Origin of the sequence: Salinibacterium sp. dk2585 (assembly GCF_008001035.1) — a bacterium.
Classification (GTDB): domain Bacteria; phylum Actinomycetota; class Actinomycetes; order Actinomycetales; family Microbacteriaceae; genus Homoserinimonas.
Genome location: NZ_CP042856.1, coordinates 1,563,636 through 1,577,890 on the forward strand (window position 1 = coordinate 1,563,636; position 14,255 = coordinate 1,577,890).

13 protein-coding genes are annotated in these 14,255 nt (G+C 69.1%); 6 read left to right on the forward strand and 7 right to left on the reverse strand.

Translation table 11 applies throughout. From position 1 onward, the window contains the following. Positions 1-6 precede the first annotated feature (6 nt). From FVA74_RS07335 to pabB, 5 genes are all read right to left on the reverse strand, one after another. A complete protein-coding gene (locus FVA74_RS07335; protein ID WP_147721407.1) occupies positions 7-2,361 on the reverse strand; it encodes a ComEC/Rec2 family competence protein in 2,355 nt (784 codons plus the stop codon). 13 nt (positions 2,362-2,374) lie between these two features. After that, a complete protein-coding gene (locus FVA74_RS07340) occupies positions 2,375-3,001 on the reverse strand; it encodes a ComEA family DNA-binding protein (RefSeq protein WP_240792156.1) in 627 nt (208 codons plus the stop codon). Positions 3,002-3,089: 88 nt separating this feature from the next. Further along, the gene (gene leuS / locus FVA74_RS07345) at positions 3,090-5,645 is read right to left on the reverse strand and encodes a leucine--tRNA ligase (RefSeq protein ID WP_147721408.1); all 2,556 of its coding nucleotides are present in this window, start codon (positions 5,643-5,645) and stop codon (positions 3,090-3,092) included. 69 nt (positions 5,646-5,714) lie between these two features. Next, positions 5,715-6,485: an SGNH/GDSL hydrolase family protein gene (locus FVA74_RS07350; protein ID WP_240792157.1), complete on the reverse strand. Its 771-nt coding sequence runs from the start codon at positions 6,483-6,485 to the stop codon at positions 5,715-5,717. Next, on the reverse strand, positions 6,482-7,876 hold the full coding sequence (gene pabB / locus FVA74_RS07355) for an aminodeoxychorismate synthase component I (protein WP_147721409.1): 1,395 nt from the start codon (positions 7,874-7,876) through the stop codon (positions 6,482-6,484). The genes FVA74_RS07350 and pabB overlap by 4 nt, the downstream gene beginning before the upstream one ends. An 11-nt stretch (positions 7,877-7,887) precedes the next feature. On the opposite strand from pabB, the gene FVA74_RS07360 reads away from it, so the two are divergent. Further along, positions 7,888-8,685: an aminotransferase class IV gene (locus FVA74_RS07360; protein ID WP_147721410.1), complete on the forward strand. Its 798-nt coding sequence runs from the start codon at positions 7,888-7,890 to the stop codon at positions 8,683-8,685. Further along, complete coding sequence (locus FVA74_RS07365; protein WP_147721411.1) at positions 8,682-9,353, forward strand: DedA family protein; 672 nt, start codon at positions 8,682-8,684, stop codon at positions 9,351-9,353. The genes FVA74_RS07360 and FVA74_RS07365 overlap by 4 nt, the downstream gene beginning before the upstream one ends. 26 nt (positions 9,354-9,379) lie before the next feature. Here FVA74_RS07365 and FVA74_RS07370 read toward each other — a convergent pair whose 3' ends face one another. Beyond that, the gene (locus FVA74_RS07370; protein WP_147721412.1) at positions 9,380-10,021 is read right to left on the reverse strand and encodes a TetR/AcrR family transcriptional regulator; all 642 of its coding nucleotides are present in this window, start codon (positions 10,019-10,021) and stop codon (positions 9,380-9,382) included. A gap of 175 nt (positions 10,022-10,196) precedes the next feature. Between FVA74_RS07370 and FVA74_RS07375 the strand changes: the two genes are divergently transcribed. From FVA74_RS07375 to FVA74_RS07390, 4 genes are all read left to right on the forward strand, one after another. Beyond that, a complete protein-coding gene (locus FVA74_RS07375) occupies positions 10,197-11,237 on the forward strand; it encodes an App1 family protein (protein WP_147721413.1) in 1,041 nt (346 codons plus the stop codon). A gap of 72 nt (positions 11,238-11,309) precedes the next feature. Next, a complete protein-coding gene (locus tag FVA74_RS07380) occupies positions 11,310-12,137 on the forward strand; it encodes a siderophore-interacting protein (RefSeq protein WP_147721414.1) in 828 nt (275 codons plus the stop codon). Positions 12,138-12,184: 47 nt separating this feature from the next. Continuing rightward, a complete protein-coding gene (locus FVA74_RS07385) occupies positions 12,185-13,231 on the forward strand; it encodes an aromatic acid exporter family protein (protein WP_147721415.1) in 1,047 nt (348 codons plus the stop codon). A 128-nt stretch (positions 13,232-13,359) separates the two neighbouring features. Further along, positions 13,360-13,734 (forward strand): hypothetical protein, encoded by a 375-nt coding sequence (locus FVA74_RS07390; protein ID WP_147721416.1) that lies wholly within the window; start codon positions 13,360-13,362, stop codon positions 13,732-13,734. A gap of 8 nt (positions 13,735-13,742) precedes the next feature. On the opposite strand, the gene FVA74_RS07395 is transcribed toward FVA74_RS07390, so the two are convergent. Further along, positions 13,743-14,222, reverse strand: coding sequence for a hypothetical protein (locus tag FVA74_RS07395; RefSeq protein WP_147721417.1), 480 nt, complete (start codon positions 14,220-14,222; stop codon positions 13,743-13,745). Positions 14,223-14,255: the final 33 nt, after the last annotated feature.

Sequence of the window (14,255 nt, forward strand, 5' to 3'; positions counted from 1 at the left end):
GACAGCCTAGCGTCGGGCGGCGACATCCTCGTCTGAAGCCGACGCTGGTGCCACCTGCCCCGTCTCGCTCCACACCCCGATCCTGCCGTCGTCCCGCGCCCACGAGAGCACGAGGCCGTGCTGATCGGTGCGGGCCACCGCCGTGCCGAGGCGCCCGAGGAGCGACAGGATGCTCGGAGTCGGGTGCCCATAGGTGTTGTCGGCGCCGACGCCGATGACCCCGATGGTGGCGGGAACAGACTCGTAGAGGCGTTCGTACTGGTCGGCGGAGCCGTGGTGCGACACCTTGACGATGTCCACACCGCCCAAGGCGCTCAACTGCGAACGGGCGCCCGCGAGCATCCGGAGCTGTGCCTCGCGTCCGAGGTCACCAAGGAGGAGCGTGCTCAGGCACTGGCACGCACGCCCGTCGACCGCGAGCACGACGCTCGCATCGTTGCCGGGCGGCATGGCCGGCGTTCGCGCCGGCCACAGGACCGTCCACCGCAGTCGCCCGAGCTCGCCCGCGAGGCCACGTGTGGCCGGGAGAACCTGGGCGCCTGCGTCGGCGAAGTCTCGAAGCATCCGCTCGTCCTCGGCCGACGCCGGCGGACCAGCCACGACCGTGCCGACCCTACCGACGACCGCCTCGACGCCGCCCACGTGGTCGAGGTCGAAATGCGAGAGCACCAGGATATCGACGTGTGAGATGCCGAGCCGTGAAAGGCAGTCGTCGAGCGCGGCGGCGTCGGGGCCCGCATCGACGAGCATGACGGTGTCGCTGTCGCGGAGGAGCTGGGCGTCACCCTGCCCTACGTCGCACGCTGCGAACTGCCACTCCCCGGGAGTGTGGAGGGCCACGCGGATCCGGTCACCGGCGACGAGGCCGCCCGCAATGACGAGCACACCGCACAACCCGAGGGTCCACCAGCGCCTCCTTCGCGCGAGCGTCACTCCGAGGCCGAGCACCGTCAGAGCAACCGCGAGCCCGAAGCCGAGTGCACCCTCCGCCCACGGGAGCTGGGCGCCGGGGAGCCCGCTGAAGAACGCGGCCACTGCGGCAATCCAGGCGGACGGAAGCCATGCGAGCCACGCGATCGCCTCGGCGGCCCACGGGGCGAGCGGATTGACCACGCAGGCCACGAGCCCCAGCACCGTCGCTGCCGGCGCCGCCGGCGCCGCAAGGAGGTTGGCGATCACCCCGTAGCTGGGAATGGCGGGCGCGAGCAGGATGATGACCGGCTGGCAGGCGAGCTGCGCCGCAAGGGGCACGGCGATCACGGCGGCAAGCGGTGCCGGAAGCACGGTGGTCATGCGCGCCGCCAGGGGCCCGGCGAGCACGAGAAGCCCCGCGGTCGCGAGCACCGAGAGCACGAAGCCATAGCTGCGCGCCAACCACGGGTCGATCGCGAGCAGGACGAGCACGGCGAGGGCCAGCACCGGCACCCCGGCCGCACCTCTCCCCCACGCCTTGGCCACGAGCACCGCGACGGCCATGGCAGAGGCGCGCATGACGCTGGGTTCCGGGGTCACGATGAGCACAAAGAGGGCCAGGGCGGCGAGGGAGGTGAGCACGCGCATGCCTCGGGGAACCCGCAGGGCTGCTCCCAGCGCGAGGACCAGGCCGACCACGATGGCGCAGTTCGCGCCAGACACGGCGGTGAGGTGCGTCAGCGAGGAGGTCTTCATCTCCTCCTCCAGCGCCTCGTCGACCGCACTGGTGTCCCCGATCGCCAGGCCCGGAAGGAGACCGGCGCCCGGCTGCGGCATTCCTGCCACGAGCGTCCGGAACCCCTCGCGGAGCTCGCCCGCCCATGCGACCGGCCCCGGCTGGACCTGCTCGACGGAAGCCTGACTCCTCGCGAAGACGAGGAACGCCGAGGCATCGGCCGGCGAGGTCACGGCGAGTGTGCCCGACACCGTGACGCGGTCCCCCACCTCGATCGGCTCCGTGACCCTCGCGAAGATCGTGACCGGCACGGCGGCATCCATCCGCAACCCCGCTCCTTCGACGTGATCGATTCGCGCACCGAACCTCGCGGTTGCTGCCGGTTGCACGACCGCCTGGGTGGCGGTCGCCTCGAGCGTGACGTGGCGCGAGTCCTCGGCCGCGGCGACGAGTTCGGCAGGGCGTCGCTCATCGACGGATGCGGCGGCGCACGCGAGCAGGAGCGCCCCGGCTGCCGAGGCCAAGGCAATTGTCATCAGCACCCCGCGCCGCCGACCCCGGCCGGTCAGGAAGAGAAGGACGGCGAGCAGCGCGGCGGCAATCGCCGCCGGAGCGGCGGCTCCCTCGACGCCCAGCAGGATGCCGACGACAAGCCAGGAGGCCGCGACGGGCACCGCGAGACGCAGGTCGAGCGGCGGACGTCGATCGGTCATTTCGTCGGCGCGGTCATACGGTCACGAGGCTCCGCATGCCTTCCAGGGTCTTCTCGCCGATTCCGGTGACCGCAAGGAGATCGTCGACGCTGGAGAAGCGGCCGTTGGCGTCGCGCCATGCGATGATGCGCGCCGCCATTGCCGGCCCCACGCGCGGCAGGGTCTCAAGCGTCGCCGCATCGGCCATGTTGATGTTGACTCGTCCATCCCCGGCCGTACCCGCGGCTCCGACGGGGTCACCGACGGCGCCGATCACGGGCACTGCGATCTGCTCACCGTCGTCCACGAAGCGGGCGAGGTTGATGGCGCCACGATCGGCATCCGGCGCGAATCCACCCGCCGCCGCAACGGCATCCACCGCCCGCGACCCCTCCGGGAGCTCGAACAGTCCCGGACTGGCAACGGCCCCGAGGACGTGGACGTAGATGGCCGCCGCGGGAGCTTCGGTCGGCGGGACATCCTGCCCGAGCGTGCCGGTCTCGCCCCGGGATCCCAGCGCCGAGACCAGGACCGCGACCCCGAGCCCGAGAAGCAGCAGGATGACGGCCGCTCCCGCGCCGACACGCAGGCGCGCCGGCCCGGGTGCGGCCAGCATCGCTGCAGCCGCCGACGACATCCCTGAGGATCGCTGCGAGCCCATGGCGGCACGCTACGCACGCCGCGACCCCCGGCGACGGCGGGCGGGATGCCCTGTGAGGGCATACCGCGGGCGCATGCCGTGGAGGACGTTACTTCTTGGTCGTGATGCTCACGATCTTCGGTGCGCGCACGATCACGCGGTCCACCTCGCGGTCGCCCAGGGCCCGCACCGCGCCAGCCGACGCGAGCGCGAGTGACTCGAGCTCGGCGGGGTCGATCGTGGGGCTGACCTCGAGCTTTTCGCGTACCTTGCCGTCAACCTGCACGACCGCCGTCACCGACTGCTCGACGAGCAACACGGGGTCAGGCTTGCGCCAGCCGTAGTGAGCCACCGAGCCGGTGTAGCCGAGCCGCTCCCACATGTCCTCCGCCGTGTAGGGGGCGAAGAGGCTGAGTCCGAGGGCGACCGTCTCGGTCGCCTCACGCACCGCAGGGTCCGCACCGCCTGCGCCACCGTCGATCGCCTTCCGCGTCGCGTTGACCAGCTCCATGAGCCGCGCGACGACGACATTGAACTTGAAGGACTCCGTCAGGCCGGGGGCGTCGGCGAGGAAGCGGTGGGTGACGCGCCGCAGCGACTCGTCCCCCGTCTTCCACTCGACATCCGGTGAGCTCGTCACGTCGCCCGCGAGGCGCCACGCTCGCGCCAGGAACTTCGCCGAACCGGCGGGCGAGACATCCGCCCAGTCGATGTCATCCTCAGGCGGACCTGCGAAGGCCATCGTGAGGCGCACCGCGTCGACGCCGTGCTCCTCGAGCTGCTCGCTCAGCTGCACGATGTTGCCCTTGGACTTGCTCATTGCCGAGCCGTCCATGAGCACCATGCCCTGGTTGAGCAGCGCCGAGAAGGGCTCCGTGAACGTGACATAGCCGAGGTCGTAGAGCACCTTGGTGATGAAGCGCGCGTAGAGCAGGTGGAGGATCGCGTGGGTCACGCCACCGACGTACTGGTCGACGGGCGCCCACTTCTCGGCCTCGGCCGGGTCGAAGGCCCGGCTGTCGTCCTTCGGGTTGAGGAACCGCAGGAAGTACCAGGAGCTGTCGACGAAGGTGTCCATCGTGTCGGCGTCGCGACGCGCGGGCGAACCGTCGATCGGATGCGGCACATTCACCCAGTCCTCGGCCGCACCGAGCGGCGACGAGCCCTTGGGCTTGAGGTCGAGACCCTCGGAGGGCGGAAGCACGACGGGCAGCTGGTCCTCGGGAACGGGAACCATTGAGCCGTCCTCCCCGTGGATGATCGGGATGGGCGTTCCCCAGTAGCGCTGGCGCGAGATCAGCCAGTCGCGCAGGCGGTAGTTGCGAGCCGAGCGCCCCGTGCCGGCGGCCTCAAGCTGCTCGATGACGCGCTTGATCGCGTTGGCCTTGCTCAAGCCGTCGAGCGGACCGGAGTTGATCATTCGCCCCTCGCCGCCGAGGGCCTCACCAGTAACGGCCGGGTCGACCGGTGGGAGATCGGGAAGTACCGGGTCGCCATTCTCGTCGGTCTCGATGACGGGGATCGCGCCGGTCACGGGCGCGTTTGTGTCGACGACGACCCGAACGGGCAGGCCGAACTTGAGTGCGAAGTCGAGGTCGCGCTGGTCGTGTGCGGGAACAGCCATGATGGCGCCCGTGCCGTAGTCCGAGAGCACGTAGTCGGCAGCCCAGATCGGCAATCGCTCGCCATTGACGGGATTGATCGCGAAGCGGTCGAGGAAGACGCCCGTCTTCTCACGGCCAGCATCCTGCCGGTCGATCTCGGACTTCTTTTGCACCTCGGAGAGGTAGCCGGCGAACTGCTGCTTGACCGTCTCGTTCGAGTCCGAGACGAGCTCTGCGGCGAGGTCGGAATCAGGGGCCACGACCATGAAGGTCGCGCCATAGAGCGTGTCGGGACGGGTCGTGAAGACGGAGACCTTCTCGCTCCTGCCCTCGATCTCGAAGTCGACTTCGGCACCGATCGAGCGGCCGATCCAGTTGCGCTGCATCGCGATGACCTTCGAAGGCCAGTTGCCCTCGAGCTGGTTCAGGTCATCGAGCAGGCGGTCGGCGTAGTCGGTGATCTTGAAGTACCACTGCGTGAGCTTCTTCTTCTCGGCCGCGGCACCGCAGCGCTCGCACGTGCCGTCGACCACCTGCTCGTTGGCGAGCACGGTCTGGTCCTGGGGGCACCAGTTGACCCACGATGCCTTGCGGTAGGCGAGGCCCTTCTCATACATCTTGAGGAACAGCCACTGGTTCCACTTGTAGTACTCAGGGTCGCTCGTGTGAATGACGCGGTCCCAGTCGAACGATGCGGCATAGAGCTTCATGCTCCGCTTCTGCTGGTCGATGTTCTGGTACGTCCAGTCGCGCGGGTCGATGCCGCGCTTGATCGCCGCATTCTCGGCCGGCAGGCCGAAGGAATCCCAGCCGATCGGGTGCAGCACGTTGAAGCCCTGCTGCCGCCAGTAGCGGGCGATCACATCGCCGAGGGCGTATGCCTCCGCGTGGCCCATGTGGAGGTCGCCGGAGGGGTACGGAAACATGTCGAGCACATACTTGCGCGGCTTGTTGTCGTCGTTCGAGGTGCGGAAGGGCTTGGTCTCCTCCCAAACGGCCTGCCACTTCGCCTGGATGGAGTGGAAGTCGTACTCGGTGCCGTCATCGTGCTGCTGGGCCACTGGTGCTCTCTATTCGTTGCGTGATTCGGTGCAGACCTCCCAGATTAGCGAACTGGGCGCGCCGCCGAGCTACCCCTCGTCTGGCGCGACCGGCCGCAGCTGCGGCCAGCGAGGTGCGAGCCCGTCGCCAGAGGAGCGGCCGGTGAGCCGGCGGCCGAACCAGGGCCCGAGATACTCGCGTGCCCACGCGGCATCCGCGCGCGCCGCCTCCAGCCGGCTCCGCCTGGGGAGCGGCTCAAGTGACTCGGGCTCGACCATGTGGTCCTCACGAAGACGGGCCATCACACGCTTCGCCATGGTGATATGGCCCCTTGTCGACATGTGCAGCCGGTCGACATCCCACATGCGCGGGTCGTTGTACTCGTCGAAGCGCCAGTAGTCGACGATGTGCGCACCGCGCTCGTCGGCGATCTCGCGGAGCAGTTCGTTGTAGATCGCCGTGCGCGGCCGGGTCTTGCGGAAGAACGCTGACTTGGCCGTGTCGAACCCCGTGAACAGCACGACGTCAGCCCCTGCATCCCGGATGCGCCCCACAGCGTCGTCGTAGACCGCCATGAGCGCATCGATGTCGACGGAGGGGCGCAGGATGTCGTTGCCGCCCGCATAGATCGTGACCAGCGTCGGCGCCATCTCGATTGCGGGTTCGACCTGCTCCTCCACGACCTGGAGCAGTTTGCGCCCGCGGATCGCGAGGTTGGCATAGCTCGTGTCGGCATCCGTCGCCGCGAGGAGTGCTGCGAAGCGGTCCGCCCAGCCCCTGACGCCGTTCGGCAGGCTCGGGTCAGGGTCGCCGACGCCCTCCGTGAACGAGTCTCCCAGCGCCACGTATCGAATGGTCACGCCAACACCCTACGGTGTCGCTCGCTGACCGAATCCTCCGACTGCCCATCGCGCCTGAGCAGCACCCCCAGGAGCGCGGCGGCCTTGAGCTTGACCTCCGCGAGTTCCTCGTCCGGGACGGAGAGCGCCGTGATACCGCCGCCTGCGCCGACAGTCGCCCCGTCTTTGTCCATCACGATCGTGCGGATCACCATCGCGAGGTCGAGACGGCCATCGAAGCCGAGATACCCGAATGTCCCCGCATAGATGCCGCGCGGGCGGACCTCGAGGCGGGTGAGGATGCGCACGGCCTCACGCTTGGGGGCACCCGTCATCGAGCCGGCGGGGAAGCACGCCGCGATGGCGTCGATCGCGGACAGGCCGGCGCGAAGCCGGCCACGCACCGTGCTCACGAGCTGGTGCACGTGCGGATAGGTCTCGACACGAAGGAGCGAGGGCACCGCGACTGTTCCGAGCTCGCAGACGCGAGCGAGGTCGTTGCGCATGAGGTCGACGATCATGAGGTTCTCGGCCTGCTCCTTGTCGCTCGCCCTGAGTTCGCGCGCCAGGTCGCGGTCGGCCTCGGGTGTGCGGCCGCGCGGCCGCGTGCCTTTGATGGGCTGGGTCTCGACGGTTCTCTCAACAGGATCCACCGCGAGGAACTGCTCGGGCGAGGCACTCAGCAGGGCGGTGTCGCCGATGCGCAGGAGGCCACCGTGGTGGGCGGGGCTCGACCGCCGGAGCGCGAGGTAGGCGGCCACCGCATCCGTCGCGCCCTCGACGCGCGCCGTCGTCGTGAGGCACAGCTGGTAGGCATCCCCCTGCCTGATCGCATGCTGGCACTCCGCGATCATGCGAAGGTACTGCTCGTCGTCGTGCGCCCACACGACTGGCCCGCCGTGCGGCACCTGCGCAGGGACGGTCGGCGGGTTGGCGGAGGCGGCCCGGAGCGTCCGGCAGGTCGACTCCCGCCACGCCTCGAGCTCACCGCTCCACTCCTCGCCGAGGGCGAGCAGCGTCACCGTGCGGGAGGCGTGATCGAACACGAGGGCTCGATCGACGCGCAGCATGGCGGCATCCGGATGCTGACTGCCCTGCCCGAAGGACTCCCCCAGCGTGTGGGCGCTGTAGTCGTAGCCGATCCAGCCGACCCAGCCGAGGCGGAAGCCCTGGGCAGCGGACACCTCGACGTCGCCGTGGGCTGCAAACTCCCGCCGGAGGGTATGCAGCAGTGGCTCGCCTGACTGGGGAGAGACCCGGGCGGATGCCCGTCCCATGGCACTCACGCCGGCGGTCGCCGCCGGGCCGCAGTCGAGCCAGAAGGAGTCCTCATCCTGCGAATGCAGGGTGAGGTATGCGCTTTCAGGGTCCAGCCACAGCCCCAGTGGAGCTTCGAGAACCCGTCGACGCATACGCTAACAATATGAGTGCTCACGCGATCCTGCGGTGGACCGGAACCGGACTCGACGCTGCCCTGCAGGGTGAGGCCGATGACGGAGACATCCTCGTCGCAGACTCGTGGCTTGTCACACATGGCGCTGCCCTTGCGATCGCCCTGCACCGGGACCGCTTCCTCGCGACCGCGAGCGAGCTTGTCAAGGATGCGGAGGCGTTCTGGGACGCGGTGATCGCGACCATCCCCCGCACCGGCGAATGGTTCCCCCGGGTCGAGCTGCGTCGCACCGGCCGTCGCGTCGAGGCCTTCCTTCGCGTGCGCCCGGCGCCCGAGCGACGCCTCAGCACGACGCTGCTGACGCACGAGGGCGAGGATCCCCGCGACCGGCCCCGCATCAAGGGTCCGTCGCTCGCGGCGCTCGAGACCCTCCGAGCACAGGCCCGCGACAGGGGGGCGGATGACGTCGTGATCGTCGATCCGCTCGGTCACGTCGCCGAGACGGCGTCGTCTGCGCTCGCCTGGTGGCGCGGCGACATACTCTGCCTTCCCGCCCAGGAACTCGATCGTGTCGACAGCGTGACGGCACGCGCCCTCCTCGCGCTCGCGACCGCCACGGGCACACAGCTCTCGTGGGAGACGACGACTCCCGAGGAGCTCGACGGCCTTGAGGTCTGGACCCTGAATGCCCTCCACGGGGTGCGCATCGCCACGAACTGGGTGGATGGGCCCGCGACGGCGGAGAAGCCCGGCAGGCTCGGCGAATGGCGTGCCCGGCTTGAAACCCTATGTCGCCCGCTTCCGCAGATGACGGTGACCCCCGCGTGAACGAGGTACTCACCTGGCTCCTCGACCTCGTGCAGTCGGTCGATCCCGTGCTGCGCACGATCCTCGCAGGGGTGGGCATCCTCCTCGAAACCTCGGTGCTCGTGGGCCTGATCGTGCCGGGCGACTCGATCGTGATTGTCGCGTCCACCGCCATTGACTCCGTCGTCGAGTACGTCGCGATGCTCGCCGCGGTCGTGCTCGGAGCACTCGGCGGCGAGAGCATCGGTTTCATGCTCGGCCGCTACTTCGGCCCGCGCATCCGCGCCAGCCGCCTGGGACGGCGCATCGGCGAGAAGCAGTGGGTGCGCGCCGAGAACTACACCGACAGGCGCGCGGGCGTCGCGGTCTTCATCTCGCGCTTCCTGCCCGTGCTGCACTCGCTCGTGCCGCTCACGGCGGGCATGAGCTCCATGCGCTACCGCACCTTCATGGCGTGGACTGTGCCGGCCTGCCTGCTCTGGGCTGGCGGGTACGTGACTGTCGGATGGCTCGCCGCAGGGTCATACCGCGAGCTGGCCGACCAACTGCACTACGCCGGGTACATCTTCGTGGCCGTCATCGTCGCGTTCCTGCTGCTCGTTGTGCTCGCCAAGTACCTGCTGGGACGAGCCGAGGCGCGCTACATGCGGCGCGCTGGTGACGGGGACGCGTCGACGATCGACGACTGATGGTCGACGACTGACGCGAGCGGCGATCAGGACGTGAAGGCGCTCGCCAGGTAGGAGTGCACGAGGGCCCGGCCCTCCGCGATGATGCGCTCGTCGCCCGCCGGGTCGAAGGCGAAGGCGCGTGCGAGCAGCGAGTCGACGAGCTGCACGGCGACCTCGACGCGCAGCGAAAGATCGTCGCCCGTCACGTCGAAGCGGTTGGCGAACACCTCCGCCAGGACGGACGCGACGACCGCGTTGTGCGTGCGGTCCTCCTCGCGCGGGCGCACGTCAATCACGTCGCCGAAGCGGAGCGAGCGAAAGCCAGGCTTGGTCGCGAAGGAGCGCACAGCCGTGTCGATCACGGCGTCAACCGCCTCCTGCCACGAGGTCACCGACTCCGCCTGGAGCGCGCTCGACACCTCCTCGATGAAGTCGTTGAGGAAGCGCACGCTGAGGCTCTGCAGCACCGCGATGCGGTCGGGAAAGTAGCGGTAGACCGTGCCGATGGAGGCGCCGGCCCGCTCGGCAACCATGGCTGTCGTGAGGCGCTCGTATCCGATCTCATCGATGACCTCGGCCGCGGAATCCAGCAGGCGGGTCAGTCGGGCGGCACTGCGGGCCTGGACGGGCTCATTTCGAAGGGCAGCCGTCGTGGCGTGCAGGGCGTCCAGATCGGAATTGGGCAAGGCGGGGGCTCCTCTATTAACGAAAGTTCAGCTTGTAATCCTACGCCCCGCCCCCGTAGCGGGGGCGCGGGTCGAGCGCGGGCGCCAGCATGTCAAGGCAAACTGTCAGACTGCATGGCGGGGCGACTCCGGGCATCCGCTCATCGAGGCGGCGCGCTCATGCCAGACTGGAGCAATGGCGAAGCCCCACAACGCGCCGGATCGCGGCAGTGCGGTCTCGCCGATTCCACATTTCGCCTCACGGCTCGAGGATGCATTCCACGACTTCCGTGAACGCAGCGCCCGCCGCCGGGGCCACCAGCCGACAGTGATTCCCTACGCCGGCTACGGTTCCACCGGCTGGATCCGCGTGCTCGGCCGCGTGCTGCTCTCGAAGCCCGGCACCGCGACCAGGTACAAGAAGATCCGGGGATGGCGCAGCTTCACGAGCGTGCCCCTCAACGACGTCGCAGTCACGATCCGGATCGGAGACGAGGAGCATCCAGTCCACGCAGACCGCGGGGGTGTGATCGACGCGGTCGTGGCCGTCCAACTCGAGCCCGGTTGGAACACCGTGCACATCCGCACGGAGGGCTCGGAGGAGGTCGAGGCACCCGTCTTCATCGTCGACCCGGCCGTGCGCTTCGGGCTCATCTCCGACATCGACGACACCGTCATGGTGACGGCACTGCCCCGGCCCTTTCTCGCCGCCTGGAACACCTTCGTGCTCGATGAGCACGCCCGCCGACCCGTGCCCGGCATGGCCGTGCTCTATGAACGGCTCCTGCACGATCATCCGGGTGCCCCCTGCTTCTACCTCTCGACGGGCGCGTGGAATGTCGCACCGACCCTGAGCCGGTTCCTGCTTCGCCACCTGTACCCGAGCGGGCCGCTCCTGCTCACGGACTGGGGGCCGACGCACGACCGCTGGTTCCGCAGCGGACGGTTGCACAAGGAGGAGACGCTGCGCCGCCTCGCGAAGGAGTTCCCCGACATGCGCTGGCTGCTCGTCGGAGACGACGGGCAGCACGACCCCGAGATCTACGGCGGCTTCGCCGAGGAGCACCCCGAGCAGGTGCAGGCGATCGCCATTCGCCAGCTCTCGACCGGCGAGGCTGTGCTCGCGGGTGGACGCAAGTCAGACGACGAGCGTGCCGAGAGGACCGCGACCCCCTGGTACTACGCCGCCGACGGCGCCGGCCTCTCGGAGCAGTTGATCGGGCCAGACCCCCTCTGAACACCCCATGGGCTAGCGTGGGATGCCGTATGCCGACGACGTCTCATCGACGGCCCTGGACCATGGAGAGCAATGATCGAGCACCCGCCCGTTGAACGCCACCCGATGGCGATCCGCACGCTGACGGTTGATTCTGTTGCCCGGCTCGGAGCCTCCTTCGTGCGGGTGACCCTCACGGGCGACGACCTGCGAGGCTTCACGAGCACGGGGCCCGCCGACCACGTCAAGGCGTTCTTCGCCGACCCCGTAACAGGCGAACTCGCCGTGCCCACCATGACCGCCGAGGGCATGAAGCGTCCGGAGCACGGCACCGTCATCGCTCGCGACTACACCCCACGCGCCTTCAGGCCCGCGACGGAGGGCTCCCCTGCACAACTCGACCTCGACTTTGTCATCCACGGCACGGATGCCCCGGCCAGCACCTGGGCAAGCTCGGCCGCGCCCGGCGACACGCTCGTCGTTGGGGGCCCCCGCGGATCGCATCCGGTGCCGACAGGGATGACGCGGGTCATCCTGGGTGCCGACCTCAGTGCTCTCCCGGCCGTAGCCCGCTGGATCGAGATGCTGCCGGAAGACGTCGAGATTTGCGCGTTCGTCGAGCTGGAGCATCCGTCAGACGCCGGATACCTCGACCCCGAACTGGTGCACCGGGCGAACGTCATCTGGCTCGATGGCGGCGCTGGCTCGCTCGAGCGCGCCATCCGTCGCCTCGGTGACATCGGCGACGACACCTACCTCTGGCTCGCAGGCGAAGCGGATGCCCTCGTGCCCGTGCGCCGCTACCTCCGCCGCGAGCTCGGCCTGCCCGCCGAGCAGGTGAAGGTCGACGGCTACTGGCGTCGCGGTGAGCAGGGACGTGACCACCACGCGCCAATCGACCCGAGCGACCCTGAGGACTGACCGACAAGTCAGCGACGCCTCCGCGCGCCCGGGCATACGGTGTTGACATGCGCCCGATCACCGCTGTGAGAGCCGCCTCGCGGAGCCCCCTGCTGCAGGTGGTCAAGACCTCACTCGCCTCGGTGATCGCGTGGGTCGCAGCGTGGTTCCTGCTCGACCAGCCTCTCCCGATCTTTGCGACGATCGCGGCCCTGCTGGTCGTGCAGCCGAGCCTCAACCAGTCGCTCGCGAAGGGGATCGAGCGCAGTCTCGGGGTGCTCCTCGGCGTGCTGCTCGCCTATGGCGCGAGCCACCTGTTCGGGGATTCGAGCTGGGGCGTGCTCGGGATCATCGTCGTCGCGCTCTTCCTCGCCTGGGCGTTGCGCCTCACGCCCGGCTCCACCAACCAGATCCCCATCAGCGCCATGCTCGTGCTCGCGATCGGGGCCGGCAACACTGCCGACTACGCGCTCGAACGCGTCATCGAGACCGTCATCGGCGTGATCGTGGCCCTCATCGTCAACTTCGCCATCGTGCCGCCCGTGCTGCGCGAGCCCTCGCGACGCGCGGTCCGGGAGCTCGCCAACCGCATCGCCGACACGCTCGACGAGCTCTCGCAGGTACTCACGCGGGGCACCGATCGCGCAGAACTCCAGGACATCCTGACGCGCGCGCGCCGGTTGCGTGCCCTCCAACGGGATGCGGCCGAACAGGTCACCCGCGCTGAGGAGAGCCTGCTGCTCAACCCTCGCCGCGGCATCCACCGCGAGGAAATCGCCTGGGACGCGGAACTGCTGCGCCGGCTCAACGTGCTCGTGACGCGCGTGCTCGGCATGACCAGGGCGGTGCACGACCACTACGACGAGACACTCCGCGCGGAGCCGATGGTGCGGGCGATCGGCTCCGAACTCGACCGTGCCGCGCACGACCTGCGACTGCTCGCCGCACCGCGCCGCGAACCGGATGCCGAACCCCTGACGTCTGATCTCCCGGCGCTCACGGCCCCGCTCGCGATCGCCGTCCCCCACCCGGAACACTGGATCCTCATCGGTGCCCTGATGGAGGACCTGCGGCGGGTGCGTGAGGAGATCATGGGCGGCCGCGAGGACGCGTGACCCGCCGATGCAGGCGACCGCGCCCGCGTGGATAACGCCCGCAATGATTGACCAGCACGGGGCCCGCTGCTAACGTTCGACCACTGCACACCCGAAGGCAGTTCCTTTACCCGAAGGCCTTACCCGCCATGTCCGTGCGCACCTTCGCGCTCGTCTTAATCGAGCCTGCACTCGTCACCCACGACGAGACGACATTCAACGTCACCGGCCTCGTCAGCGTGCCCGTGCTCCTCGTCATCGCCGCCGCCTGCGGCATCCTCATCGTGCTGGTGGTTGACCTGCTGCGTCTTCGACGCGAATCACGACTCACCGCCCTGCACACAGTCGCGAGCGTCATGCTCGCAGCGGCGGTCGTGTCGCTCGCGGCGGTCTTCGCCGCCGGGATCGCGACGGTGCCAGCGGCGCGCGCGGACACGGTCGGGAATGGCATTGCCGATGTCTCACCCGACGCCGTGCAGGACCCGCTCCTCGGTGTGCAGCTCCCCACCCTCCCCGCGGAGTGACGGCAGGATCAGTCGTTCCGTCGGATCCAGGTGAGCGAGGCGAAGTCCTCCGGTGAGATCCCCAGTTCGGCAGCCGTCGATGCGACGATCGTGCGCAGCTCGCCCAGTTCTGCACCCTCGCGCACCAGGATGTCGATCCCGCTCGCGACGGCACGCGTGCGCCGGTTGCGCATGACAAGGATCGACCCCGTCTCGTCGACGCCAGCAGCCGACCAGCGGCGAGTCACGAGAGCGTCGGTGCCCGAACCCCTCCACGCGAACTCGTCACGGACCCAGCGCGTCTTGCCCGACAGGGTGCGCGGTCGGCCGTCCACGCCCGCGAACTCGATCGTCTCGGTCAGGCGCAGCGGCGAGGTGCCAGCGACACGGAAGGTGAAACGCGGCTCGCCGTGTCGCCCGTCAAGCCAGAAGAGTTGGCTTGTCGCACCGAGGCCCCATGAGCCCGGGAGCACCTCGGCGAGACGGTGGGACGTCGGCCGCGTGCGCATTCCCCCACACTAACGAGGCTGTCTGGGAGGCTT